Consider the following 26,044-nt stretch of genomic DNA (forward strand, 5'->3'; position numbering starts at 1 on the left):
CGTGACGGCGTGCGCGGGCGGTGCTATGGGTGCTCGTGAGCCTATCCAGCTCCCGCGCATCCCGAGAGCGGCAGCCGCGGCCAGCCGAGCGGTCGGTCCATTGCTCCCCCGTACCGGCAGGAGTACGGTCAGGAGCAGGATTCACGCAGTCCACGGCGGTTGCCGCGGGTGGTTCCGGTCCGGCTGGCCGGCCACCAGGATGAGGACGTCCGCGTTTCACCCGCCCAGGTCGTGGGCGAGGCTCGCCCACCGGTGCAGGGAGCTCTGGCAGTGATGATCGACGGATATCGGGTTCCCGAGGCGAGGCCGGCGCTGCTGCGCCTGCGCGACCGCCTCGAGGGCGACTTCATAGAACCCGGCGACGAGGCGTATGACGAGGCCCGCGCGGTCTGGAACGGGATGATCGACAAGTACCCGCTGGCGATCGTCCGCGCCGCGTCCGTGGCCGACGTGGCCCCCGTGCTGGAGACCGCCCGGGAGACCGGGCTGCCGCTCGCGGTGCGCGGCGGCGGGCACAGCATCGCGGGCCTCGGCACCATCGATGACGGGATCGTGCTGGATCTCGGCGGCCTGCGGGAGGTGACCGTGGACCCGGAGCACCGCCTGGTGACGGCGGGACCCGGCGCTCGGGCCGCCGACGTCGACGCGGCGACCGCCCCACACCGCCTGGCGGTGCCGCTCGGCACGGTGTCCACCCCCGGGATCGCCGGGATGACGCTGGGCGGCGGCGTGGGGTGGCTGGTGCGACGGGCCGGGCTGGCGCTGGACCGGCTGGTGAGCGCCGAGGTGATCACCGCTGCCGGCGCGCACCTGACCGCGAGCACGAGCGAGAACCCGGATCTGTTCTGGGGCCTGCGCGGAGGCGGAGGCAACTTCGGTGTGGTCACCTCCTTCACCTACCGGGCGGTGCCGCTGCCGGAGACGGTGCTCGGCGCGACCCTCTTCTACCAACCCGCCCGCTGGCGGCGGGCGCTCGCGGCGTTCGAGCGCTGGAGCCGCGGCCTGCCCGATACGCTCACCACGATTCTCACGGTGATGGTCATGCCCGAGGACCTGGGCATGGGCGACGAGGCGTGGCTGATGATCCGCTGCGCCTATGTGGGCGATGACGTGAGGGCGGGGACCCTGCTGCTGGACCGCCTGCGCCGGGCCGCCCCGCCGGACGACCAGACCTCGGGCCCGATCTCCTGGCCGCAGTGGCAGAGCGCCATGGACGGGCTGTACCCGGACGGCGCCCGGGGGTTCTGGCGCAATGCGTCCTTCTCCCGGATGGACGAGGATGCGTTGGATGCGCTCACCGCGATCGCCTCGGCGATCCCTGGCAGGGGCACCGCCGTGGACATCCACCACCTCGGCGGGGCCTTCGCGCGCGTGCCCGAGGACTCCACCGCCTTCCCCACTCGCAGCTCCCGCTTCTGGATGGCCATCAACGGGTTCTGGCAGGACGCGGAGGAGGATGCTCGCCTCACCGCCTTCGCCGAGCAGGCCCAGGCGGTGATGGACCAGCTCAGCGAGCACGGCGAGTACGTGAACTTCCGGGCCCGCGAGTTCGCCCATCCCCTCCCCGACTACTCCCGCCGCATCTACGGCGAGGAGACCTACCGCCGGCTGCAGCGGGTCAAGCAGCACTACGACCCCGGGAATCTGTTCCGCGGGAACTACAACGTGGCGCCGTAGGGGCAGGCGCGACCTCAGCTCGTCTTCGGGGTGCGGGTCTCCGCGCTGATGAACCAGGCCTGCTGCTCGAGCTGCTCGAGGATGCCGTGCAAGATGTCTGCCGAGGTGGGGTCGGCGTCGTCGACCTCGTCGTGGACGTCGCGCATGGTGCCGACGACGCTCTCGATCGCCTTGACCACGAGGTCGATCGCGTCATGGGTGAGCACCTCGCCCTGCGGGAACTCGGGCAGCGAGCTCTGCTCGGCCACGACGGCCGGGCGGGCGTCGGGGGTGGCGTGGAGGGCACGCATGCGCTCGGCGACCTGGTCGCCGCTCTCGCGGGCGATGGCGACGACCTCATCGAGATTCAGATGGAGGTCGCGGAAGTTCGGTCCCACGATGTTCCAGTGCGCCTGCTTGCCCACCAGGTGCAGCGCGGTGAGGTCCACGAGGACGGCCTGGAGATTCTTGGCGAGAGCTGCGGGGGCGAGGAAGCCGCTCTCGGCGTTCTCGCGCTTGGTGCGCTTCGCGCCGGCGGGGGCGGGGACCTTGACGGTGTCGTTCATGGGAACTCCTCCAGGTGGATCAGGTCGGGGAATGGATCATGTCGGGACACTGCCCGGACTGCCTTCCACGTTATGGAGCACGGGAAGGTACAGCAACTAACCGGGCCGAACGGTAGAACCGCGATGAAGGAGGGCTGGGGCCCCGCCAAGCCGGCCCCGACCCTCAGCGGAATGACCGACGCAGCCCGTGGGCGCCGCGGTGGGCATACAGTTCCAGGAGGAGCCTGCTGCGGCCACGCCCTGGTCGGGATGCTCGGCAGCCATGGAGAAGGTCGTGGAAGGGACGGTGCCGTGGAGGATCCCGCCGCTGCCGTTCACGGTGTCGCCCTCACGATCCCGCCGGGCGAGGTGATGACCTACGGGGAGATCGCCTTCGCGACCGGTCTGCACCCGCGCCAGGTGGGGCGGATCGTCGGCCTCCTCTCCGAGTCCATCCCCTGGTGGCGGATCATCCGCGCCGACGGCGCACCCCCGACCTGCCATGACGGGACCGCGCCGTCCCTGCTCGCCGCGGAGCAGGTCCCCTTCCGCGGGGCCCGGGTGGATCTGCGTGCGCTGCGCCAGCACCACGCCGCTCCCCCGCGAACCCCGCAGTCCCCGGCCTGAGCCGCCCGATCCGACAGGAGATTCCCGATGGTCTCGATCCAGTCGCTCTGGCCCACCCCGGGCGTGGAGCTCACCGATGAGCAGCTGCTGGAGCTCTACGCGCCGCCCGTCGGCCCCTGGCTGCGGATGAACTTCGTCGCCAGCCTTGATGGCGCCATCACCCGCGACGGGCTCTCGGGTGGGCTCGGTGATGAGGCTGATCATCGCGTCTTCGAGCTGTTGCGGCGGTGGGCGGACGTGGTGCTCCTCGGGGCCGGGACCGCGCGCACGGAGGGCTACGGCGCGATGCGGCTGCCCGAGGCGGCGGAGCGCTGGCGGGTGGAGCAGGGCCTCGCCCCGCAGCCCGTCTTCGCGCTGGTGACGCGGCGCCTGGATCTCGACCCGGCCTCACCGATCTTCACCGACGCCCCGGTGACGCCGCTGCTCTTCACCGTGTTCGACGCGCCGGCGGAACGTCGGGCGGCCCTGTCCGAGGTGGCGGAGATCGTCAATGCCGGCGAGACGGTCCTGGATCCGGCGATCGTCCGAGCGCAGCTCGAGGCCCGGGGCCATACGCGGATCCATTCCGAGGGCGGGCCCACACTGTTCGGGGCGTTCCTGGAGGCGGGCGTCGTGGACGAGCTCTGCCTCACCCTCGCCCCGACCCTCGAGGCGGGCTCCGCCATGCGCATCACGCAGGCGCCGCAGTCGGCGCCCACCGCGATGGAGCTCGCCGGGGTGCTGCGCGGCGGCGACGAGCTGCTGCTGCGGTACACGAAAAGCGCGGACGCAGGTCCGGACGCACAGGGCGCCACGGGCTGAGTCCGCTGGGCGGGTAAGTGGCCTGCGGACCCGCCCTCGCGGGGAGGCGCCCCGGGCAGGATCTGCTCGGGCTCGGGCAGCTCGAGGCTGACGTCGACCGTCCAGCGTTCCTGGCGCCGGTCGTAGCGTCCCGCGATCGCGGCATGCAGACTCAGATGCTGACCGCGCTCGGCCAGGTCGGACAGCAGCGGCGCAAAGCGGTTCGCGTTCTGGCGGGCGAGGACGCCGACATGCCGCCCCTGGATCCATACCGAGACGGCGCGGCCCGGGTCGTGGGGGTTCAGCGGGTCGAGACTGAGTGCGGCGGAGCGCTCGACCTCGCCTCAGATCGTGATCTCGCGACCGTCCTCGGTGCGCAGCTCGAGCACGAACCGGGAGCCCTGCGCCTGTCGGATCGCGGCGACGCCGTCGCCGAGGCCGAGGGCGTCGGTGGACTTCTGCTGCGGGCCGGGGTTGACCTCGATGCGCTCGAAGGAGACCAGCTCGATCGAGGGCAGGTCGCCGAGGCCCGGGTGTTCGGTGGTGCCCCAGTCGATGAGGAAGGGGACGCCGTAGTTGCGCGGGGCCGCGGCCTGGGTGAGCCGCCACTGCAGCTCGGTGCCGTCGGCGGTGCGGCGGGAGAGGTCCTCGACGTCCCCGGGGTCGAAGCCGGCGGCGCGGGCGCGCTCGACGACCTGGTCGATCCCCTCGGGGTGCACGGCATAGGTGATGAGGGTGGGCTTCTTCAGCCGGTTGATGCTGAAGGTCTTCGGCAGCTCCTCGCCCTCCCGCTCGGGGTCCGGGCCGATCAGCTCGATGTAGTGCGGGCGCGGCTCGCCGTTGACGGTGAGGGCCACGAGCGCGTTGGCGGTGCCGGTGGGGTGGGTGCCGCCGGGGGCGGCGGTGATCCCGGTCAGATCGCGGAACCAGTCCACGCTCTCGGCCAGGTCGGGGCCGGCGATGACGATGTGGTCGAGCAGGCGGGGGATGCTCATGAGCGCTCCTTGGGAGGGTCTGTGGGAAGGTCAGGATCTCGGGATCGCCGAGGAGTGCAGGATGCGGCGGGCTCCGCCGGAGAGGGCACCACCACTGCTGGTGCCGACGTTACCTTCTCCGCACTGACGATGCCTCCGCTCCCGCTGTCCTCACCGCTCGAGCCCGCACCGTCGCCCTGCCCCCAGGGCGAGGTCGGCTGGTCGTTCGCGACACAATGAGCCGATGACTCATTTCTATCGGCCCTCTGAGGGGCACCGCCTGCCCCACGACCCGTTCAATGCGATCGTCGGGCCGCGTCCGATCGGCTGGATCGGCACGCTGGACGCCGAGGGCCGCCGCAACCTCGCGCCGTACTCGTTCTTCAATGCGCTGAACTATCTCCCGCCGCTCGTCGGGTTCTCCAGCAACGCGTGGAAGGACACGGTCGCGAACTGCCAGGACACGGGCGAGTTCACCTGGAACCTGGTCACGCGCCCTCTGGCCGCGCAGATGAACGCCTCCGCGACCACCGCCGCGGTCGACGAGTTCGACGCCGCGGGGCTCGAGGCCGCCGCGTCGAGAGAGATCGCCGCGCCCCGGGTGGCCGCGTCCCCGGTGACCTTCGAATGCCGCGTCACCCAGATCATCGACCTCCGGACAGCTTCCGGGGATGCCTCCGGCTCCTGGTTCGTGGTCGGCGAGGTCGTGGGCGTCCATATCGAGGAGTCGCTGCTGGTCGAAGGGGTCTACGACACCGCCGCGGCGGAGCCGGTGCTGCGGGCCGGCGGGCCGAGCGCGTACTTCGGGATCGACCCGGCCCAGAAGTTCGACATGCGCCGGCCGGACTGAGACCGCGGCGCGGCCCGGTGCCGCGGGGGCCGGACGGTCCGTCCGCGCGCCGTGGTCACCGCTGGCGAGGAGCGTGGGCGCCCGCGGGGACGATCTCCATCGAGACCGCCTCGAAGCGGCGCACCGGGAAGGGCACCCGGGCGCCGCAGGTGCTCAGCAGCGGCTCGGTCCAGCGCTCCTGCAGGCCCACCACGATCTCGTCGAGGCCGTGGCGCAGGCGGACCGTGGTCGGCTCATCGCCGGCGCCGGGGGTCTCCGCGAGCAGCGTGACCGCCTCCACGCGCTGCTCGCCGAGCTGCGAGCGGGCGTGCTCCTCTGCCGCCTGGACGGCGAGGCTCATCGCGCTGCGGCCGCGGAAGTGCTCGGGCACCAGCAGTCCGCGCTGGTAGGCGGCGGCGATGTCCGGAGCGTCCTCAGCAGGGACCCGGCCGTAGTACAGACCGTGAGGGAGCAGGATCATGGTGGCGGCGAACCGGTCCCCGCCCAGATGCGAGCACTCCCAGGTCTCCTCGGGGTAGGCCTCGGCGAGCGCTGCGGCGACGGGCCGGCCGCGCACCGCACAGCAGCGGTCGTGCCGGGCATGGGTGCACACCAGGAAGGCGGGGCGCTCGGACGGCTCCCCGGCCGAGCCGTCCAGCGGCAGCTCCAGCAGCTCCGCGGGATCCTCGACGGTGCCCCAGCGCATCTCCTCCCGGCCGGGCCGGGTCTCGGCGATCGCCCAGCGCATCGTCGTGCGCTCGCGTCTCTCGTCGGCGCGGAGCCCGAAGCGGCGGATCGCCACCGGGCGCAGACCGGCGGCCTCGGCGCGTCGCGCGATCGCGCGACCGAGCTCCCGGTCCAGAGCGGAGTCCAGGAAGGCGTGCGGTCCCCAGGGGCTGTCGATCTCGACCAGCAGCCAGCGTCGGCCCAGCCCGCCGGTGGCGCCGAGGGCATCGCCGCGTTCGCGCGAGCGGTCGCTGCAGGGCGCCCAGTCCGGGGCTGTGGGCACGGGTGCGGAGGCGGGTGCCGGCGGCGTCATCGAGCAGCGCGCCTCACTGCGGCACCACCACGCCCTCGCGCAGCAGGCGCCGGGAGACCACGAGGGAGGAGTCGGCGTCCAGGCCCGGCAGGGCACCGGCGCTCTGGGGGGCCTCGCGCAGGGCCCGGACGGCCGGAGCCGCCTCTGCGGGCAGCGTGATGGTGCTGGTGCGCAGGTGGAGGCGGATCTCGTGCTCGTCCTCCTCGATCCGTGCGGTGAGCGCCTCCCGCCAGGTCAGCAGCACGTCAGCGCCCAGCTGCGCCATCGCGTCGATGGTCGCCAGCGGGCGGACGGGCTCGGGCCGGGTCGCCTCCGCATGCGCGCGATGCATCGCGCGGGCGACGTCCTCGACTCTCGTCCGGTCCAGCAGGGCATGGGCAGCGGCGAGCGTGGCGCGTAGGTCCTCGGCGAGCGAGGCGGGGTCGGCGTGGTCCACCCCCAGGGCCAGGGAGCGGCGCAGCTCGGGGTCCTCGCCGGCGCGCTCGAGGAGCGTGCGCAGTAGGTCGTGGCGGGTGGTGGCGCGCAGGCCGATGGTGAGGTGGATGGACGTGCCGCCCTCGGCGACGGCGGAGTGCAGCCAGCCGCGCGGCAGGTAGAGCACATCGCCCGGCTCGAAGACCTGGTCGATGTGCGGCGCCCGGCGGGCGGCCTCGGCGACCGCCTCGCGGTGCTCGGTCCACGGCTGATCGGCGAGCGGATGGGGGTGGACGGGCTCGTGGATCCTCCAGCGCTTCGCACCGGCGATCTGCAGGACGAACACGTCGTGGGTGTCGTAGTGGGGGTCGAAGCCGCGCGAGGAGGCCGGGGTGACGTAGGCGTTGACCTGTGCGGGGTGGCCCAGGTCGGTGACCAGGTCGCGGGCGAACTCCCCGATCGGGGCCCAGGTGCGGTGCAGGCCCTGCAGCACCAGGGTCGCGCCGGCGGCGAACTGCTGCAGCACCTTCGCGGAGTCCAGCTGGTCGCCCACCTCGGCGCCGGTCCCACCGGAGGAGGTGAACAGCGAGGGGCTGAGCACGGTGCCCTCGACGGCCATGCGCACGAAGGGGGTGCGCAGGGCGCGGTGCGCGATCAGCTCATCGACCGCCTCGGCGCTGAAGAGATCCTCGAAGCCGCCCGGGCTGCGGGTCAGCAAGGGCCGTTCGCCCCAGTGCTCGCGCGTGAACTGCTCCCCCGACATGCCGGTCAGGCGCCGGAGCGCGGGGCGGTCCTCCACCCCGCGCTCCGGCTGCGATGCCGTCTCGCTCATGCGGTGCCGTCGGCGCCGCCGTCGTGACCCTGCGGATTCGCGCCGCCGTCGGCCGGGCCCTCACCGCCTGCGGTGCCGTCGGCGCCGCCGTCATGACCCTCGGGGTTGGCGCCGCCGTCCGCGGGGCCCTCGCCGCCGGCGGTGCCGTCGGCGCCGCCGTCATGGCCCTGCGGGTTCGCGCCGCCGTCGGCCGGGCCTTCTCCGCCCGACGGGCCGGTGGTGCTGATGTCCTCGTCCTTGATGCTCATGGTGTCCTCCTCGGACGTCGGTTGCCGGCGCTGTGCCGCCGGTCACGACCGTACCGCGCCCGGGTGCCGTGCACGAGGGCTTCGGGGCGACGCGACCGCTCGGTCACCAGGTCGGTGGCGGTGCAGGGCGGCGGCAGGCGGGACGCCGCGCGGCGCAGGACCGGTGCTCGCCATGGAGCGGGCGGGGTCGCGCGGGCCGGGTGAGCTCATAGGCCACCGGAGATCTCGTCCACGAGACCCTGGCCCGCCTCGGCGGGTGTGGAGCGCCCGGCGAGCACATCCTGGCCCCACCGGATCAGGACGTCCTCGAAGCTGCTGGCGCCCTGCGGCGTCAGGGGCGGAGGCGGGCCCTGCTCCGAGGCGGTGGCCGCGAGGTACTCGACCGCCTTGCGGTCCGAGGGCGTCAGCTGCTCCTCGATCGCGGCCCGGACGGCGGTGTTCGCCGGCACGCCGCGCTCGGTGCCGGTGATCCGGCCGGCCTCGGGGTCGTTGACCAGGAAGTCGACGAGATCTCGCGACAGCTCGGGAGCGGTCCCGTCGGCCATGACGACCCAGTACATCGAGGCCTGGTGGGCCAGCTGCGCCTCCGCGGCCGCTCCGGCGAGCGAGGGCAGGCGCAGCAGCTCGACGCTCTGCCCGGTGGCGTCGTCGAAGGCGGTGACCTGATTGGAGGAGTAGATCGCCAGGGCGGTGCGGCCGGTGGCGAAGAGGCGCTGGTCCACCGGCGCGGAGACGTCCTCGACCGACAGCTCGGCAGTCGGGGTGGCGCCGGCCTCCATCGCCTCCTGGGCTAGGGCGAAGAAGGCGGTGGCGACATCGGCGTCGAACCCGAGTCCGGTGTCATCGAAGGTCTCCGCCCCGGACTGCCGCACCCACACCCGGAACGCCGCATCGCGCCCGCTGGGATCCGTCAGCCCGAAGGAGCCCTCGGGGAGCTTCGCGGAGAGCTCCGCTCCGAGCGCGATCATCTCGTCCCAGGTCCACGTGGTGTCATCGGGCAGCTCCATGCCCGCCAGCTCGAAGACGGCGGGATTCGCCATCACCACCGGCGCGATGGTGCCCGCGTTGACCGCGAACAGAGATCCGTCGACCTCTCCCACCTCGGCGGCGCCCTCATCGAAGCCGCCGACGTCGAAGCCGAGCTCCGTCAGGTTCGCCAGCGCCCCTCGTTCGACGTACTCCAGCAGGTACTTCTCGTCCATCTGGACCACGTCCGGGGGCGTGCGGGCGGCCACCTGGGTGGCCAGTTTGTCCCAGTACCCGCCCCACTCGCCCGGTTCCCCCACGATCTCGAGCCCGTCCTGGCGGGCGGCGAAGACGTTCAGCGCCGCGGTGGTGCGCTCGGTGCGCACCTGATTGCCCCACCAGACCACGCGCTGCGAGGCAGCGGACTCCTCCCCCGCCGTGCGACCGGGGCCGCAGGCTCCGAGCAGGGCGAGCGGCGGCGCCACCAGGCCGGCAGCGAGCAGTCGTCGGCGTGTGGTTCCCGGAGTCTCTGATCGGTTCGCGCAGTGCATGATGACCTCTTCCTGCCGGGGTGGGGTCTGGTGCTCTCGAACCGCCGGTCTGGCCGTCGGGGCACGCGAACCCTCGGTGTAGATAGCTTAGCTAAGCACAACACGGGCAGGAGGACGCTGCTGTGCGCGAAGGGATGATGCCGGGCCGCGGCAGGGGCCCACGGCGGGCTCCGCCACGCGCCGGACCGCATGGCCGGACTCGCTTCCACCACCCAGAGGAATTCCCCCGGGGCGTGGCCACCGCTTGACAGATGGAGCGGCGTCGATCATTCTCTCCGTCATACGAATAACGTCAGCGCGGACCGCAGCGGTCCAGGGCGCCGACCGACGAGATCCGGAGGCAGGAACCATGGCCCAGCGCCCGACCATGCACGACGTCGCCGCAGTCGCCGGCGTCTCCCAGGCCGTGGTGTCCATCGTGCTCAGCGGCTCGTACTCGGGACGCGCGTCGGAGACCACCGCCCAGCGGGTGCGGGATGCCGCCTCGGAGCTCGACTATCGCCCCAATCTTCAGGCGAAGAGCCTCAAGACAGGGGTGGCCGAGATCATCGGGCTGGTCGGCGACGAGGTCGCCACCGCCCCCTTCTCGGGCATGCTGATCAAGGGCGCCCAGGACCGCGCCTGGCAGGACCGCCACATGCTGATGACCATCGACACGGGTGGCGATGACGCTCTCGAGCGCGCGGCGGTCGAGACGATGCTCTCGCACCGGGTCCGCGGGGTCATCTACACCGCCATGTACCACCGTGAGGTGGAGATTCCGGCAGCCGCCCTCATCACGCGCGTGGTCTGCCTGAACGCCCGAGACCTCGCGGGCAGAGTCCCGAGCGTCACTCCGGACGAGGTCACCGGTGGCTACGAGGCGACGAAGGTGCTGCTCGACGCCGGGCACACCCGCATCGCGATGATCAACATCCACGACGTGCTGCCGGCGGCTCGCGGGCGCCGCGAAGGATATGAACGAGCGCTGTCCGAGGCGGGCATCGAGCCCGATCCGGCGCTCGCCTACCGGGGCGAAGGCATCCAGCGCTCCGGCTTCGAGGCCGTCAGGCACCTGATGAGCCTCGCCACGCCCCCGACGGCCATCTTCTGCGGGAACGACCGCAGCGCCCTCGGCGCCTATCAGGCCCTGGCCGAGCTCCACCTCCGAGTTCCCGAGGACGTCTCGATCGTGGGCTTCGACGACCAGGATCTGCTGCGTGACTTCTTCCATCCGCCGCTGACCACTGTGCGCCTGCCCTTCGCCGAGATGGGCGAGCGTGCGGCCGCCCTGATCCTCGACGCCGACGCTCCGGCAGAGGTCCATCTGGTCCACTGTCCCGTCATCCCCCGCAAGTCCGTTGCCCCGCCGAAAGGACGATGATGTCGCATTCGCCCACCGCCCCCGATGTCGGAACCGCACTCCTGGTCGCTGCTGACCAGGGCACCGCGGCCACCGCTTCGCCGCCCGAGCCGCCTCCCCCGCGCGCGAGACGGCGCCTGCTCCTTCGCATCTTCCATGCCTGGCAGTTATACGTATTACTAGCTCCGGCTCTGATCTATCTCGTCGTGTTCAAGTACTGGCCGATGTACGGGGCCCAGATCGCCTTCCGCGACTACAACCCCGTCGACGGCTTCTTCTGGAGCCCCTGGGTGGGGCTGGATCACTTCGTCGCCTTCGTGACCTCGTTCCAGTTCGAGCGGCTCGTCGCGAACACCCTGACGATCAACACCGTCGGGCTGCTGGTGGCGTTCCCCGTCCCCATCATCCTCGCGCTCATCGTGAACCAGCTGCCCAGCGAGCGGTTCAAGCGGATGACGCAGACGATCCTCTACGCCCCGTCGTTCATCTCGGTGGTGGTGATCGTGGGCATGATCCATCTGCTGTTCTCCCCCAGCTCCGGCATGGTCAACCACGGGATCTCGCTGCTGGGCGGCGACCCGATCTTCTTCATGGGATCTCCCGAATGGTTCCGTCCCCTCTACATCGGGTCCGACATCTGGCAGAACGCCGGCTTCTCGATGATCATCTACCTCGCGGCGCTGACGGCCATCGATCCGTCGCTGCACGAGGCCGCCCGGATGGACGGGGCGAACCGCTTTCAGCGGATCCGCCACATCGATGTTCCCGGCATCCTGCCGGTGATCACGATCCTGTTCATCCTCGCGGTGGGGAACATCTTCAACCTCGGGTTCGAGAAGGTCTATCTCATGCAGACGGATCTCAACCTCCCCACGTCCGAGGTCATCAACACCTACGTGTACAAGACCGGTCTGCAGAACGCCCAGTTCAGCTATTCCGCAGCTATCGGGCTCTTCAACTCCGTCCTCAATCTTCTTCTTCTGCTGACCTTCAACTGGGTCGCGAAGAAGGCCAACCAATCGAGCCTGTGGTGATGAACATGTCGAGCACCCTGTCCCCCACGAAGAACTCCCTGCGCCGGGAACCCTTCCACCGGCGCATGGCCGATCCCCTGTTCGGTCTCGTCACCTACGGCCTGATCGCCGTGGCGATCGTCCTGATCGTCTACCCGCTCTACTTCATCGTGATCGCCTCGATCTCCGATCCGAACCTGGTGCAGCAGGGGAAGGTCATCCTCTTCCCCCGGGGCATCACCTTCGACGGCTACCTGACCATCTTTGACACCTCGACGATCGTGCGCGGGTTCGCGAACTCCGTGCTCTACACCGTGGTGGGCACCGCGCTCAGCGTGACCATGATCCTCACCGGCGCCTACGCGCTGAGCAGGAAGGACATGCCCGGGCGCAACCTGTTCATGATCCTGTTCGTCATCACGATGTTCTTCGACGGCGGCATGATCGCCCGCTACCTCGTGGTCAAGGAGCTGGGCATGCTCAACACCATGTGGGCCGTGGTGCTGCCGGGAGCCGTCGGGGTCTGGAACCTGATCATCGCCCGCACGTTCCTCCAGCAGAACCTCTCCCCCGAGCTGCGGGAGGCCGCGCAGCTCGACGGCGCCTCCGACTTCCGCTTCTTCTTCGGGATCGCGATCCCGCTGTCCAAGCCGCTCATCGTCCTGATGGTGATGATCCATCTCGTCGCGAACTGGAATGCGTTCTTCGACGCGATGATCTATCTGAACGACGAATCGAAGTACCCGCTGCAGCTCATCCTCCGAAATGTGCTCATCCAATCCCAGGCCTCCGCCTCCGGAATGGACATGGCCTCGATGGACAGCACCGCCGCCGCGCAGAAGATGGGCGAGCTGCTCAAGTACTCGATGATCGTCGTCTCCACGATCCCCCTCCTCATCGCCTTCCCCTTCCTCCAGCGCCACTTCATCAAGGGCGCCACCCTCGGCGCCCTGAAGAGCTGACACTCCCCACGCTTCCCCAGCCATACCTCCCCATTCACACTGCATCACCGTTACGAAGGAGTACCGCCATGCTTTCTCGCCGTCATTTCACCCTGTCCGCCACCGCCCTCGGCGTCACGATGCTGGGGATCTCCGGTTGCTCCCGGCCCTCGGAGCGCACCACCGAGGACCTCTCCTCCGAGGCCGGCCTGACCGACTCGGGCCTGCCGATCGTGACCGAAGAGCTGACTCTCGCCTTCGGCGGCGCAAAGTCTCCGCTCGCACCGGACTACGAGGCGATGGAGCTGGTCAAGACCTGGAAGGCCGACTCCGGCATCGAGATCACCTGGAACAACGAGCCCGACGAGGTCTGGGGGGAGAAGAAGAACCTGCTGCTGGCCAGCGGCGAACTCCCGGACGCCCTGTTCAACTCCGGGCTCTCCGATGCGGAGGTCGCCAAGTACGGCGCCAACGGCACCCTGATCGCCCTCGAGGACCTGATCGAGGAGCACGCTCCCACCCTCGCGGGGATCCTGGCAGAGCGCCCGGACATCAAAGCCGCGATCACCGCGTCGGACGGGCACATCTACACCCTGCCGTCGGTCGAGGAGATGGGCCTGGTCGAGTTCCCCAGCATGCTCTTCCTGAACACCGACTGGCTCGAGGAGTTCGGGCTGGAGATGCCCACGACCGTCGAGGAATACCATCAGGTGCTCCTCGCCTTCAAGGAGAACGGGCCGGCCGGCACCCTCCCGCTGTCCTTCCTCGACACCGGCGCCATCGCCGACCTGATCGCCGCGATCGGTGGGCAGCCCGACAACGCCGACCACCGCATCGTGGAGGATGGGAAGGTCGTCTACACCGCGAACAAGGACGGCTTCCGCGATGCGATCGCCGAGCTGCACACCTGGTACGGCGAGGGGCTCATCGACCAGGAGTCGTTCTCCCAGGACTACGTCAAGTTCGTCTCCAAGGGCAAGGCGGATCCGCAGACCCTGGGCTCGTTCTACTTCTGGGAGATCCCGGAGGTCGTGGGCCCGGAGCGCGCGGACCAGTACGCCATCGTGCCGATCTTCCCGGGCCCCGACGGTGTCCAGCGCGCCTGCGTCGCCAACAACCAGGAGATCAACCGCGGCGCGTTCGCGATCACCCGCACCAACGAGTACGCCGCGGCGACCTTGCGCTGGGCGGACATGCTCTTCGATCCGGTCATGAGCGCGCAGGCCAACTGGGGCCCGATCGGCGTCTCCCAGCAGCTGAACGCCGACGGCATGCTCGAGCAGATCCCCGTGGGTGAGGGCGAGACCGAGCAAGAGCGCCGGGTGAAGTGCGCCCCCGGTGGGCCGAAGATCATCACCGCGAAGGACTTCGAGACGGTGGTGCTGGCCGAGCCCCGCGCCGCGGAGCGGCAGGCCCAGATCGCGGAGTTCTTTGAGCCCCACCGCGCCAACGAGAAGTACCCGCCGGTCATGCTGTCGGTCGAGGAGCTGGACCGGATCAGCACCATCGAGGCCGATATCTCGACTCTGGTCACCGAGAAGATCGCGACCTGGGTCGTCAAGGGCGGCATCGAGGAGGAGTGGGACGGCTACGTCGCCCAGCTGGACACGATCGGCCTCCCCGAGGTCGTCGAGGTCTACCAGACCGCCTACGACCGCTTCTCCGAGAACGCCTGACTACCCGGCGCCCGTTCACCACCGACCCCTCCATTTCATCGAGAGAGATCATGAATTCGACTTCCCCGCCCGTTGTTCTCACTGACGTGCACCGCCCCAGGTTCCATCTGACGGCCGAGGCCACCTGGATGAACGACCCCAACGGCCTCATCCGGCACGACGGCGCATGGCATGCCTTCTTCCAGAACAATCCGCTCGGCAGCACCTGGGGCAACATGTCCTGGGGCCACGCCGTGTCGGACGATCTGGCGACCTGGACCAACCTGCCCGTCGCGCTCCCCTTCTCCGACACGGAGCTGATCTTCTCCGGGAGCATCGTCCACGACGCGAAGAACACCTCGGGCCTGGGTACGTCAGGCGGCGACGGACCGCTCGTCGCGTTCTACACGAGCGCCTTCACGCCGTCCCATCCCACCACGCCCGGCATCCAGGCCCAGTCGATCGCCTTCTCCCAGGACGGCGGTGCGACGTGGACCTTCTACGCCGACAACCCCGTTCTCACGCGCGACTCGGAGAACTTCCGCGACCCGAAGGTGTTCTTCCACCGCGAGAGCGGCCGCTGGGTCATGGTCACCGTCGAGGCCCTCGACCACAGCGTCCACGTCCATGTGTCCGATGATCTGCTGGCGTGGGAGTCGGCCTCCGTGTTCACCCACCCGGGCCTGGACGGCGGCATCTGGGAATGCCCCGACCTGCTGCGGGTACCGACTCCCGGAGGCGGCGAGGACTCGTGGGTCCTCGTGCTCAGCACCAACCCCGGCGGCCCGGCCGGCGGCTCCGGGACCTACACCCTGGTGGGGCACTTCGATGGTCGCCGCTTCACGGCCGACGCACCCCCGCAGCCGCTGGACCTCGGCCCGGACTGCTATGCGGCCGTCTCCTTCTCCGGCGTCGACGGTGATCCCGTGCTGCTGGGCTGGATGAACAACTGGGCCTACGCCGAGCAGACCCCGACGGCACCGTGGCGCTCCGCGATGACCCTTCCCCGCACGCTCCATCTGGAACCCGCCTCCGACGGCAGCCTCCAGGTGATCCAGCACCTCGTCACCCCCGAGGAGATCCGGACTCTCGATCTCGAGGTGCCGGCGACTTCCGCCGTGCTCGCGGAGCTCGATGCGGAGGAGCCGTTCAGGCTGCGCGGCGTGCTCGCCACCGGGTCCGCGCACCGGCTCGTGCTCCGTTTCGGCGACGGCGGGCGAGACCGGGACCTCGTCCTCGCCGTCGACTCCACAGGGCGCGTCTCCCTGGATCGGAGCAGCGCGCATCAGGAGCCGTTCGCCCCGGAGCACACGCACTCCCTGCCCTACGCCCCCGCGAGGGCCGGTGACTCGATCTCCTTCGACCTCGTCGTCGACCGCTCCTGCGTGGACCTGGAGCTGGACGGCGGCCGCGCTCTGATCTCCCAGCAGATCTTCCCGGGCGCCCGGACGGTCACCGTCTTCACCGAGCCCGCTGCATGAGCACGACTGCCGCTCTCGTCATCGGGGAGGCTCTGACCGACATCGTCCGCGAGGCGGACGGCACCGTGCGCTCCCGACCCGGGGGCAGCCCCGCGAACGTCGCCGTGGGCCTCGCACGGCTCGGAGTCCCCACCGAGCTGCTCAGCTGCCTGGGGTCCGACGCGAACGGCGATTCCCTGCGTGTTCATCTCGAGCAGTCGGGGGTGATGCTGCGCGCGGGCGGTGCTGAGCCCCCGACCCGGACGTCGACCGCCGAAGCACAAATCGGCCCGGACGGCGCGGCGACCTACCGTTTCGACATCGACTGGAACCCCGGGGAGATCCAGCTCGAGCCCGTACGGCTCGTCCACACCGGCTCCCTGGCCACGGCGATCGAGCCCGGAGCAGGGGCCGTGGAATCAGCACTCGCCGCCGCGCACCCGGGCACCCTGATCTCCTTCGACCCGAACGTCCGCCCGACGCTCGGCCTGCCCCGGGACGAAGTGCGCCGACGGGTCGAGCGCATCGCTGGCCTCGCGCATCTGGTCAAGATGAGCGATGAGGATCTCGAGTGGCTGTACCCCGCGGAACCCTTCGGCGATGTCGCGGCCCGAATGCACGAGTCCGGAGTGGCTCTGTTCATCGTGACCCGAGGCGCCCAGGGCTGCACGCTCAGCACTCCTCGCTGGACCTCCGAGATCCCGGCGATGCCGGTCACCGTGGCCGACACCATCGGGGCGGGCGACGCCTTCATGTCAGGCCTGCTCTACGCGATCCTCACCGCCGACGGCGACCAGGCGCTCCGCTCCGGTGACATCCCCCGGGAAGCCGCGGAGGCCTGGGCTGCGACTGCGCTGCGCAGTGCCGCGATCACGGTGGGGCGGCGCGGGGCGCAGCCGCCGTTTGCGGCGGACCTGGGCGTGGGGCCGGGGGTGGACGTGATCGCCGACTTCTGACGCCAGGGCCGCTCGAACCCCGTCCGGAAGTCCTGCCCGATACCTCCGTCCAGAGTGACGGGGAGGGCGAACCCGGGGACCTGCCAGGCCCAGCATCCATGATCGGACGAGGAGTCATGGTGACGGGCCCGCATCCTCCATCACCCCCGCCGAATCATCGGCGATCGCGCGACCGACCGGTCCCTGAGGCTCGCGGAGACAGTCGGAATCCGCGTCCAGCATGGCGTCATGGTCAGTCCATTGCGTCCGCCGGTGCACTGCAGCGTTCACCCCTCGCCGGCGAGCAGCTCCCGCACGTCGTCAGCGGTGAGGGTGCCGTTGAAGGCCTGGTCCCCATCGGTCAGCGCATTGAACAACGCGGCCTTGCGCTCCTGCAGGGCCAGCACCTTCTCCTCGATGGTGTTCTCGGCGACCATGCGGTACACCATGACGCTGCGCGTCTGCCCGATGCGGTGGGCACGGTCGACCGCCTGTGCCTCCGCGGCGGGGTTCCACCAGGGATCCAGCAGGAACACGTAGTCGGCCTCGGTGAGGGTGAGGCCGAACCCGCCGGCCTTCAGACTGATCAGGAACGCCGGCTGGTCGCCGCTGCGGAAGGAGTCGATCACGCCGGCGCGATCTCGGGTGGAGCCGTCGAGGTAGGCGTAGCGCACGCCCCGGTCCTCGAGTGCCTGGCCCACTCGCGCCAGGTGCGAGGTGAACTGGCTGAAGATGATCACCCGGTGCTGCTCGGCCAGGATCTCGTCGAGGTGCTCCAGCAGCGCGTCCAGCTTCGAGGAGGGCACCTTCGCGTGCTCCTCGGCGACGATCGCCGGGTCCAGAGCCAGCATCCGCAGCAGTGTGAGGGAGCGGAACACGACGAACCGGTTCCGGTCCATGTCCTCCAGCAGGCGCAGCATCTTCTGCCGTTCGCGCTGCAGCACGCGATCATACAGACGCCGATGGGCGGGCTGCAGGGGGACCCTCACCACCTGCTCCTGCTTCGGGGGCAGGTCCGACGCCACCGCGTCCTTGCCGCGGCGCAGCGTGAACGGGCGGATCCGTCGCCGGAGCCGGCCCATGCGTTCCTCGGAAAGCCGGCGCCCCTCCTCACCGGCCTCGGCACGCTCGATGGGCGTGAGGTATTCCTGCCGGAAGCGCTGCCAGGAGGGGAACAGGCCCTGCGCGGTGAGGGACAGGATCGCCCAGACGTCCGAGAGCGAGTTCTCCATCGGGGTGCCGGTGATCGCCAGGCGGAACGGGGCGCGGATGCGGCGGGCAGCCCGGTGCGCCTTGGTCGCGCGGTTCTTGACGAACTGCGCCTCGTCCAGGATCAGGCCGTCCCAGTCCGGGGCGGTGCAGTCCTCCTCGTTGATCCGCAGCAGGGTGTAGCTGGTGACGACGATGTCCGCGCCGGCTGCGGCCTCGGCGACCGTGCTGCCGCGTCGAGCGGTGGTCGAGTCCAGGATGCGCACGTCCAGCTGCGGGGCGAACCGTTCGGCCTCGGACTTCCACACCGACAGCACCGAGGAGGGCGCGATGACCAGGAACGGCGGCGCGTCAGGGCGGAGGGTGCGGGCGCGCATGATCAGGGCGAGGGTCTGCAGGGTCTTGCCCAGTCCCATGTCGTCGGCGAGGATCCCGCCCAGATGGTGGTCGTAGAGGAAGGACAGCCACGCGAAACCCTCGTGCTGGTAGGGGCGCAGCGTCGCCTGCAGTCCTGCCGGCACTTCCGGCACCGGGATCTGCTCGAGGGCTTTGAGGGCGCCGACGCTCTCGCGCCACGCCATGGTGTCGAGTGCTTCGTCGGCGAGGTCCTCGAGCTCGTCCCACAGGCTCACCTGGTACCGGCTGATGCGCTGGGAGTCGGGCTCCCAGTCGTCCATCGTCCCGGCCTCCTGGATCAGCGTCCGGAGCCGGTCGAAGGTGGGATGGTCCAGCCGGAAGTAGGTGCCGTCGGGAAGCAGCACGGAGGGCTCCTCCCGGGTCAGGGCGGTGAAGACAGCGGTGAAGGGCACCGGGTGGCCGCCGATGGTGACCTCGAACCCGAGGTCGAACCAGTCGTTGTCCTGCGGGTCCGTGGATTCCGTCTGGGAGATGCGCAGCGACGGATCTCCCCGCAGCTCGGCGTAGCGCGGTCGGGTGCCGATCTCGCGGACGTCGACGTGCTCGAGCGTCTGCAGCGCAGGCAGCACCTGGTCGACGAAGGCAGCGGCATCGACACCGGCGAGCTGCTGCTCGGCCCGGGCGGCCGCGTCCTCCCAGTGCTCGCGCACGGACTCCAGCACCGCGCCCTCATGGACGGCATCGCGCGGCCCGCTCAGCTCGCGGCCGAGGGGGACTCTTCGGCGGGGAGCATCGTAGGCCCACGCCCAGTGCAGCTCGGCCCGGTCCTCGGGCAGGTGCCGCACCTCCAGCTCGAGCCGCGCCCGGGCCGGCTCTGGGAACTCGACCGAGGCGTCCGTGCTGGTCACCTCGATGACGGAGCGGAGCTGCGGGGCGACGTCGCGGAGGAACTCCTCGGCATCGGGTGCCGGGATCCGCAGCGTGTCCTCGTGCTCCAGCAGCCGGCGCACGGTCTCGGGCATGGGCTTCGCGGCGGGATGGAGCACCACCTGCACGCTGGTGGCGCGGGGAGCCGTCCTGACGTCGATGAACCCGCCAGGGCCGGCGGGGCGCAGATCGGTGCGCGGCACGCCGTCGATCTCGGCGATCGCGGAGACGAGGAGATCACCGCCGTCGGCCTGGACCTCGAGGTGCACGTGGGCCGGGTCCTGCCAGGTGACCTCCGCGATGATGCCCATGCCGACCAGCGGAACACCTGCGCGGACTGCCTGACCCAGCAGCTCCCAGCCGTCGCGGGAGCGCAGATCGTCCAGGAGCAGCCGCTCGTCGGAGTAGCCGCCGTACGGCTGGTCGAGGGCTGCCGCCCGCGCGAGCCGGCCCAGCAGCTCGGCGTGCTCCGCGGGGAACTCGGAGTGGGCTGTCGGGTACTGGGAGGTCGAGTACTGGAACGCCCTCCAGGACAGGCCGCCTTTGATCCATGGCTTCGCGGTCCCCGCGCGCAGGGGCAGCAGCCCGACACTGAGCAGTGCCCCCTTCTCCACACTCGCGGTCGTCGCGGGGACCGAGGAGTACCGCGAGACAGCGTGCCCGCGCGCGCCGGCCCGGAGCTCGACCCCGAGCGCCAACGCCGTGGTCTCACGGCTCGCGGCGACATCGATCAGCGGTGCCAGGGTGCGGCGCCACGGTGCAGGGGATGGTGGCGGCGAGATCTCGCGGGATCGCGGTGCACGGGCTGCTTGGTCGAGAGCGTCGCCGAGACCGTCGTCGGAAGCGCGCAGCAGCCCACTGCGCATCGCCTCGGTGGTCACGGTGTACATGAGAGCCGCGGCGTGCTTGCAGGCCGTGCCCACCGGGCACGTGCACCACGAGTGGACCGGCTCTCGGGCCGTCAGCCCCAGCGCTGTCGAGGGGCCCGCCGCTGCGGTCCGAGCGCGGTTCTCCCGCAGGGTGACCTGGGTGCGGTACGGCTGAGCGCGGGTCCCGCGCACCTCGCCCTCCAGGGTGAGCGTGCCCGCCCGGGTGGAGGTGGCGGACTCCTCCCAGGCCACCCTCCCGACGGCGCCCGAGCGGCTGTAGCGCTTGCCCCGCTGGGCGGCGGTCGTTCCGGCGAAGCGGATGATGTCCTGCTCGCTCACGTACGGCATGGAGGACTCAGCGCTCATAGCAGCATGGTGGCACGGAGGGCGAGCATCGGAGCAGCCATGTTCACTGTGCTCGGTGGGACACGCTCGTCACCCCGCGAAGGCTCCGCATTCCGGTCCGGGGCCGGTCGGTGGTGCGAGCCGGAGGATCCGGTCCCTGTCCGGTGCCGGGCCCACGATCGAAGGATCTTCGTCGGGTTCGCCAGCACCCGCCACCGGAGTGGTCCTCATGCCTGCTCAGAGTCGTTCAGCTCATCTCGTCCCCCGCATCGTTCAGCGCCCGATCACGCCGAGGAGCACGTGCACGACGATCTCCCACGACCACGACCAGCACTGGGACGGCATGTTCAGCTGGTACCGCTGCGATGACGGCTCCGAGCTGCTGACCACCGAGGACATCGCCGACACCTTCGAACACGGCGAGACCTGGACGGTGCAGCGCTCGACGGACAAGGGCGAGCCCGAGTCGACGGCCGTCCTCTCGGCGGTCTACGCCGGGCGGTGAGGCGCGGCAGGGCCGGCACGAAGGGGAGCTGCAGAGGGGCAGCTCGGGCCCGAGGTCTGATCGCGATGTGCTCGGCGCGAGTCAGCTCGCGTCGTCGATCACCCGGAGCACGTCATCCGCCTGGAAGACCTCCGACCGCCGGTACCTCCCCGTGCCCGGCACGAGGATTCCCCGCGCGGCCAGGGTGTCCACCGTCCGGTGCGCAGCGACGCGGGAGACGCCGAGCCGCTCGGCGACGAACTTCGCGGTGATGACCGGCTGCTCCCGCAAGATCGGGAGGATGCGACGTGCAGACGAGTCGGCACGCAGACCGGCCGCCTTCTCAGCGAGGGTCGCGTCGAGCAGCCGGACCGCATCCTGGATGCGCTCCATCCGCTCGCACGCCTCGCCTGATATCGCCACGAAGAACGCCACCCATGCGTTCAGCGCCTCGACGGCGTCCTCCGGCTGATCGGTACGGACGGCGCTGAGACGCTGCACGTACTCCCGTTCCCGCACGCGGATCGCCGTGGAGACCGGGAGGAGGCCCGAACGCACCACTCCCCCGCGCTCGAGAACGGCATGGACCAGCGCCCTGCCGGCGCGCCCGTTGCCGTCCTCGAACGGGTGGATGGATTCGAACTGCAGATGCGCGATGGCGGCGAGCAGCAGAGGATGCTCTCCCGAGCCGTTCAGCCAGTCCAGGAGATCCTCGACGAGGGCGGGGACCAGGCCCGGAGGCGGGGCGACATAGTCGGCTCGGAGCCTGTCCCGCCCGCCGATCCACACGTCGACGGCTCGCAACCCCTCGGCGGCTCCGACCACGCCGAGGGCACGATGGATCTCCTCGACGTCGTCGACGCCCCAGAGGCCTCGCTCTGCGAGCTGCTCGATGGCGGTGCGCGTCGCCTGGACGTTGCGGGCCACGCTCAGCGCCTCGTGATTGCGCAGGTGATCCTGCTGTTCCCCGAGCTGGGCATAGGAGACATCGCGCCCCGAGGCGGCGACCCGCTCGATCCAGGAGGAGGCGATGGACTCCGAGCGGAGGAGGAGGGGGTATATCCCTGTTCGAGTCGCCTCATCGACCTGCGCCGAGGCGGCGGTGACGAGGCCCGAGGCCTCCAGCGCCTCCTCGCGGACCTCTCGGTCGAGGAGAGCGCCGATGTCCTGACCGGCGAGCTTCGCAGGCACGAAGTAGGAGAAGACGCCCCCTCGCCGGGCGGAGGCGGTGGCGCCACGGTAGTCGGGCGCCTGGTGGCCTTTCAGCCACGTGCCATGGATACCCATATCCCGTCCTCAGTTAACTTTATCAATCTAAGGTTAACTGAAGCCGATCCTGGATGAGAGATGGTGGCCCCGCTCCAGCGCAGCGGCGGTGATCAGTCGCGGCAGCAGTGAGGTGTCGATCCCCGCGGCATGGGCGACGGCGGGTGACCAGTCGCGGGTGCGAGCGTCGAGCAGACCCGTCGCCGCGGCGGTGGTCAGGTCACAACGCAGGCCAGCGCCGAGGAGGTGGGCGAGGCGGCCGGCAGGCCCGAAGGTGATGCCCCGTGCGGCACTGGGCGGCGATCTCTGTCTCAGGAGGAAGCACTGCAGCGATCGCGGTCCGTGAGGCGCGGACCCAGTCGGCGGGATCCTGCTCCGTGCCGCCGGCCAGCGGCCCGTGTCCGCACTCCGGAAACCGAGCTGAACCCCGAGGGTCACACCGTGCCGATCACCCAGGGCTCGGAGAAGAAGCGGTACCGCCCACCGCCGCTCCCCGCGCAGGCGCGCGACGTACGCGACGTACGCGACGTACGCGACGTACGCGACGCTGCCGACGACCTGTCCATACCATGGCAAGGTTTGCCATAACGGCTAGGATGGTCTCATGGCAACGATGAATGTGTCCCTTCCCGACGGGCTCAAGGAGTTCGTCGAGGCACAAGTTGATGAGCATGGCTACGGGACCAGCAGCGAGTTTGTCCGCAGCCTGATCCGGCGCGAGCAGGAGCGCACCGCGTTGCGCGCCCTGCTCGTGGACGGCATGAGCTCCGGGCCGGGCTCCGAGATGGACGACTCGTACTTCGCACGGATGCGTGACCGCATCCACGGCTCCGACCCGGCATGAGCTCACGCCGGGTCGTCACCACGAGGCGAGCCGATGAGGATATCGAGGCCGCCGTTGACCACTACCTCGACGAGGGCGCCGCCGAGGCCGCGTTGGCCTTCGTCGACGCCCTGGAGGATGCCAAGGTCCTGATCAGCGGATTTCCACAGTTGGGCTCCACCCGCCTCGCCTCGGAGACGGGCATCCCCGAGATGCGCACCATCGCTCTGCGGAGGTTCCCCTACCTGGCCTTCTACACCGACGACGCCGATGCTGTCCGCGTCCACCGGGTGCTGCATACCTCGCGCGACATCCCCTCGCGGTTCTCGAGCGACTGACGCACGCGGCCCGCTCATCGGACCTTGACAGGGGTGCGAGAAGCACTCAGGTAGGTGCAGACGTCTGCCACCGCGCATGGGAGACAAGGTATGCGGGGGCTACTGGAGTCACGGAACGCGAATCCCCGGAACAACGCGCCCACCGCTACTGACATCGCCGAGTGTCGTAGGGCTGCGAGAGACTACCTCCATGTTCAGCGAACACCAGGCAGAACTAGAGCGTTTCCAGCAAGGCGAACCGATGATGCTCGTCGCGCGGGACGCAGACGACAACGATGCCGTCATCGAGTTTCCGCGCGATCTAGTGAACCGAGTGGCCTCGCAGGACGAGAAGGCCTCGTTCAAGGCGACTCACCAGAACCTTCGATGCTCCGTCAGGTTCTGCGACGCTGAGGTTTTCGCGCACTTCCGCACGACGAAGCGATCCGGGTTTGCCCACGCACCGGGTACTTCAAAGCATGCGGCCGAGTCCATCTGGCACCAGATGGCGAAGGCGGACATCGTCTACTGGGCGAAGCGACACGACAACGTCGCCGACGCGGACCAGGAGGTCACTGCAGACGACCGTTCCAGACGCCCGGACGTCGTGGTCACTTTGGTCGACGGAAGAAGGATCGCTATCGAGATCCAATACTCAGCACTGTCCGTGAACGACTACGAGGCACGGGACACGCAGCTTCAACAGAACTTCGATGCACGAGTTTGGATTCTCGGGCATCTCCCGCCTCACCTAAGGGTTCGCCAGAGTGGTATTGCACTCGATGCGCTTGCCGGGGCGATCGTCAGCAAAGGGCAGTTCCCTCTCTGGATCAACCCGGGGATGGCCAGCAAAAGCGAGAAGCCTCAAATCTCTCCATCCCAGATCCTGACTACTTGGTCTGGTCGGGATGTGCATGGACCGTACCTACGAGCTGGCGAGAACACATCATTCTGGTCACTGTCGTCTCTCGACGAATGCACCTTGGACTCCAGATACGGAATCCTCACACCACATTGCAGAAAGCTACTCGAAGCCCGCGAGCGGCGAGGCATCGCTCAACGAGCGGCGAGCGAGGTTCGAGAAAAAGAAGTGCGTGAACACACCGAGAAGCAGAAAAGGCTCGTCGCAAAGACTCGCGATAGGTGGGAGCGTTCACCGGAAAAAGAGTGGGTCATGGACTGGTTGATCGGCGAGTTCGGCCCTGACTACTCGCTATCGCTCGGCGCGACGGGAGTCGCCGACGAGAAGCTCGCAGCAGCGCTGGACGTGACATGCGAGCACTGGAAGACGTTTATCCTCCGCCACGTCAATCAGGCTGAAGGATGGGTGTCCTGGAAAGAGCTCTGCCGCGCCCTGAGAAGTCTGGCCAGCGCAGGTAGCCGTCCCAATCTCACCAATGAGGACTGGAGGACATTGGAGCGCTTCGTGCGCTCCCTACGCAAGAAGGGACTCATCAGATTGAAGGCCGGGTCTGGCCGGCCGGAAGTCGCACCACTGCACTGGACACCTCCCAGCTCTGCGCCATTCGTTCCCGCCATGTGGGGCGCTCGGGCATCTGGGGAACAGTCGCGGGAAGTCCCGGGCGAGGCGAATGCAGAGGAGAGCGCTGGCGGCGCCGATATCGACGCGGATCGCGACCCGGAACCGCCCGTTCAGGAGGCCCAGCGACCCAATCCTCCCGTTCCCCCGGCAGACGAGGAATCAGTTCCTGATCTGCCCCGCGAACGACATTCCCCTGCTGCCTCTGCCATGGAGGGATCCGAGAGCATGAGACGGAACCATCGAGGCGTGTTCGGGTGGATCGCTCGTCTGTTCGGCCACTCGGAGTGAGTGAGCTCGCCTCCTGAGCACCATGAGGAGTTGAGTCCCACATAGTGGTGTAGCGCGGTGGCCCCGTGATCGTCTCTGACGAGGACGCGGCCACCGTGTGATCCTTCGAGTCAACCTTCCACAGAATCCTCGAACGGAGTCATCACGATGACCGCTCCTCATATTGTCGACCCTCACGGCCTGCTCGGTGAAGCCCTGGCCGAAGCCTCCCCGGATCTGATGCGCACGATGCTGCAAAGGATCATCAACGAGCTGCTGTCCGCGGACGCTGACGCGGTCGCCGGCGCGGAATACGGCCGACCCAGCCCCGAGCGGGTCGCTCAGCGCAACGGCTACCGCCACCGCGACCTCGACACCCGCGTCGGCACGATCGACGTCGCCGTCCCCAAGCTCCGCACCGGCACCTACTTCCCCGAGTGGCTGCTCGAGCGCCGCAAACGCGCCGAATCCGCCCTGATCACCGTGGTCGCGGACTGCTACCTCGCCGGCGTCTCCACCCGCCGAATGGCTCCCCGGATGCACGCTTCGCGCACATCGCATCCGGGGCCCCAGCTCGTCAAGACCCTCGGCATCAACAGCCTCTCGAAGTCCCAGGTCAGCCGCATGGCAGCCGATCTGGACGAGCACGTCGAGCAGTTCCGCCACCGCCCCCTGGACGAGGCCGGGCCGTTCACGTTCGTCTCCGCCGACGCACTGACGATGAAGGTCCGCGAGGGCGGACGAGTCATCAACGCCGTCGTCCTGCTCGCCACCGGCGTCAACGGCGACGGCCACCGCGAAGTCCTCGGCATCCGGGTCGCGACCAGCGA

The 26,044-nt window shown here is 69.6% G+C and carries 23 protein-coding genes; 15 read left to right on the top strand and 8 right to left on the bottom strand.

Annotated features, from left to right (window positions below):
* Positions 1–273: 273 nt before the first annotated feature.
* A complete protein-coding gene (locus Q0937_RS06060) occupies positions 274–1,677 on the top strand; it encodes an FAD-binding oxidoreductase (protein WP_299300994.1) in 1,404 nt (467 codons plus the stop codon).
* A gap of 14 nt (positions 1,678–1,691) precedes the next feature.
* Here the strand turns inward: Q0937_RS06060 and Q0937_RS06065 are convergent, their stop codons facing one another.
* The gene (locus tag Q0937_RS06065; protein ID WP_299300864.1) at positions 1,692–2,222 is read right to left on the bottom strand and encodes a Dps family protein; all 531 of its coding nucleotides are present in this window, start codon (positions 2,220–2,222) and stop codon (positions 1,692–1,694) included.
* Between the two features lie 291 nt (positions 2,223–2,513).
* On the opposite strand from Q0937_RS06065, the gene Q0937_RS06070 reads away from it, so the two are divergent.
* The gene (locus Q0937_RS06070; RefSeq protein ID WP_299300867.1) at positions 2,514–2,828 is read left to right on the top strand and encodes an MGMT family protein; all 315 of its coding nucleotides are present in this window, start codon (positions 2,514–2,516) and stop codon (positions 2,826–2,828) included.
* Between the two features lie 27 nt (positions 2,829–2,855).
* Positions 2,856–3,629 (top strand): pyrimidine reductase family protein, encoded by a 774-nt coding sequence (locus tag Q0937_RS06075; RefSeq protein WP_299300870.1) that lies wholly within the window; start codon positions 2,856–2,858, stop codon positions 3,627–3,629.
* Positions 3,630–3,952: 323 nt separating this feature from the next.
* On the opposite strand, the gene Q0937_RS06080 is transcribed toward Q0937_RS06075, so the two are convergent.
* Positions 3,953–4,603, bottom strand: a complete 651-nt coding sequence (locus tag Q0937_RS06080) for a VOC family protein (RefSeq protein WP_299300873.1) — start codon at positions 4,601–4,603, stop codon at positions 3,953–3,955.
* A gap of 223 nt (positions 4,604–4,826) precedes the next feature.
* Here Q0937_RS06080 and Q0937_RS06085 point away from each other — a divergent pair, with 223 nt between their 5' ends.
* The gene (locus Q0937_RS06085; protein WP_299300875.1) at positions 4,827–5,432 is read left to right on the top strand and encodes a flavin reductase family protein; all 606 of its coding nucleotides are present in this window, start codon (positions 4,827–4,829) and stop codon (positions 5,430–5,432) included.
* Positions 5,433–5,487: 55 nt separating this feature from the next.
* Here Q0937_RS06085 and Q0937_RS06090 read toward each other — a convergent pair whose 3' ends face one another.
* The 4 genes from Q0937_RS06090 to Q0937_RS06105 all read right to left on the bottom strand — a co-directional run bounded on the left by Q0937_RS06090 (position 5,488) and on the right by Q0937_RS06105 (position 9,461).
* The gene (locus Q0937_RS06090) at positions 5,488–6,450 is read right to left on the bottom strand and encodes a sucrase ferredoxin (protein WP_299300878.1); all 963 of its coding nucleotides are present in this window, start codon (positions 6,448–6,450) and stop codon (positions 5,488–5,490) included.
* Between the two features lie 13 nt (positions 6,451–6,463).
* Entirely contained in the window at positions 6,464–7,696 is a 1,233-nt protein-coding gene (locus tag Q0937_RS06095) for a cupin domain-containing protein (protein ID WP_299300881.1), read from the bottom strand.
* Positions 7,693–7,944 (bottom strand): BatC protein, encoded by a 252-nt coding sequence (locus Q0937_RS06100; RefSeq protein WP_299300884.1) that lies wholly within the window; start codon positions 7,942–7,944, stop codon positions 7,693–7,695. The genes Q0937_RS06095 and Q0937_RS06100 overlap by 4 nt, the downstream gene beginning before the upstream one ends.
* 206 nt (positions 7,945–8,150) lie before the next feature.
* Entirely contained in the window at positions 8,151–9,461 is a 1,311-nt protein-coding gene (locus Q0937_RS06105) for an ABC transporter substrate-binding protein (protein ID WP_299300887.1), read from the bottom strand.
* 349 nt (positions 9,462–9,810) lie between these two features.
* On the opposite strand from Q0937_RS06105, the gene Q0937_RS06110 reads away from it, so the two are divergent.
* The 6 genes from Q0937_RS06110 (at position 9,811) to Q0937_RS06135 (ending at position 16,828) form a co-directional block, all read left to right on the top strand.
* Positions 9,811–10,824, top strand: a complete 1,014-nt coding sequence (locus Q0937_RS06110; protein WP_299300889.1) for a LacI family DNA-binding transcriptional regulator — start codon at positions 9,811–9,813, stop codon at positions 10,822–10,824.
* Positions 10,824–11,837, top strand: a complete 1,014-nt coding sequence (locus Q0937_RS06115; RefSeq protein ID WP_299300892.1) for a sugar ABC transporter permease — start codon at positions 10,824–10,826, stop codon at positions 11,835–11,837. The genes Q0937_RS06110 and Q0937_RS06115 overlap by 1 nt, the downstream gene beginning before the upstream one ends.
* Complete coding sequence (locus Q0937_RS06120; protein ID WP_299300895.1) at positions 11,837–12,778, top strand: carbohydrate ABC transporter permease; 942 nt, start codon at positions 11,837–11,839, stop codon at positions 12,776–12,778. The genes Q0937_RS06115 and Q0937_RS06120 overlap by 1 nt, the downstream gene beginning before the upstream one ends.
* Positions 12,779–12,846: 68 nt before the next feature.
* A complete protein-coding gene (locus tag Q0937_RS06125) occupies positions 12,847–14,433 on the top strand; it encodes an extracellular solute-binding protein (RefSeq protein ID WP_299300898.1) in 1,587 nt (528 codons plus the stop codon).
* A gap of 86 nt (positions 14,434–14,519) precedes the next feature.
* Positions 14,520–15,893 (top strand): glycoside hydrolase family 32 protein, encoded by a 1,374-nt coding sequence (locus Q0937_RS06130; protein ID WP_299300901.1) that lies wholly within the window; start codon positions 14,520–14,522, stop codon positions 15,891–15,893.
* Positions 15,890–16,828 (top strand): carbohydrate kinase, encoded by a 939-nt coding sequence (locus tag Q0937_RS06135; RefSeq protein ID WP_299300902.1) that lies wholly within the window; start codon positions 15,890–15,892, stop codon positions 16,826–16,828. The genes Q0937_RS06130 and Q0937_RS06135 overlap by 4 nt, the downstream gene beginning before the upstream one ends.
* Before the next feature lie 266 nt (positions 16,829–17,094).
* On the opposite strand, the gene Q0937_RS06140 is transcribed toward Q0937_RS06135, so the two are convergent.
* On the bottom strand, positions 17,095–20,535 hold the full coding sequence (locus Q0937_RS06140) for a DEAD/DEAH box helicase (RefSeq protein WP_299300905.1): 3,441 nt from the start codon (positions 20,533–20,535) through the stop codon (positions 17,095–17,097).
* Positions 20,536–20,743: 208 nt separating this feature from the next.
* Here Q0937_RS06140 and Q0937_RS06145 point away from each other — a divergent pair, with 208 nt between their 5' ends.
* On the top strand, positions 20,744–21,019 hold the full coding sequence (locus Q0937_RS06145; protein ID WP_299300908.1) for a hypothetical protein: 276 nt from the start codon (positions 20,744–20,746) through the stop codon (positions 21,017–21,019).
* A gap of 81 nt (positions 21,020–21,100) precedes the next feature.
* Here the strand turns inward: Q0937_RS06145 and Q0937_RS06150 are convergent, their stop codons facing one another.
* Entirely contained in the window at positions 21,101–22,285 is a 1,185-nt protein-coding gene (locus Q0937_RS06150; protein WP_299300911.1) for a Fic family protein, read from the bottom strand.
* Between the two features lie 583 nt (positions 22,286–22,868).
* Here Q0937_RS06150 and Q0937_RS06155 point away from each other — a divergent pair.
* The 4 genes from Q0937_RS06155 to Q0937_RS06170 form a co-directional block, all read left to right on the top strand.
* Positions 22,869–23,108: a type II toxin-antitoxin system ParD family antitoxin gene (locus tag Q0937_RS06155; RefSeq protein WP_299300914.1), complete on the top strand. Its 240-nt coding sequence runs from the start codon at positions 22,869–22,871 to the stop codon at positions 23,106–23,108.
* Positions 23,105–23,425: a type II toxin-antitoxin system RelE/ParE family toxin gene (locus tag Q0937_RS06160; RefSeq protein ID WP_299300917.1), complete on the top strand. Its 321-nt coding sequence runs from the start codon at positions 23,105–23,107 to the stop codon at positions 23,423–23,425. Before Q0937_RS06155 ends, Q0937_RS06160 begins: the two co-directional genes overlap by 4 nt.
* A gap of 190 nt (positions 23,426–23,615) precedes the next feature.
* Entirely contained in the window at positions 23,616–25,235 is a 1,620-nt protein-coding gene (locus tag Q0937_RS06165) for a competence protein CoiA family protein (RefSeq protein WP_299300920.1), read from the top strand.
* Positions 25,236–25,382: 147 nt separating this feature from the next.
* Positions 25,383–26,044: transposase (locus Q0937_RS06170; protein ID WP_299300923.1), on the top strand; the 662-nt coding region annotated here is incomplete at its 3' end.

The organism is uncultured Brachybacterium sp., assembly GCF_947500705.1.
Taxonomy (GTDB): domain Bacteria; phylum Actinomycetota; class Actinomycetes; order Actinomycetales; family Dermabacteraceae; genus Brachybacterium.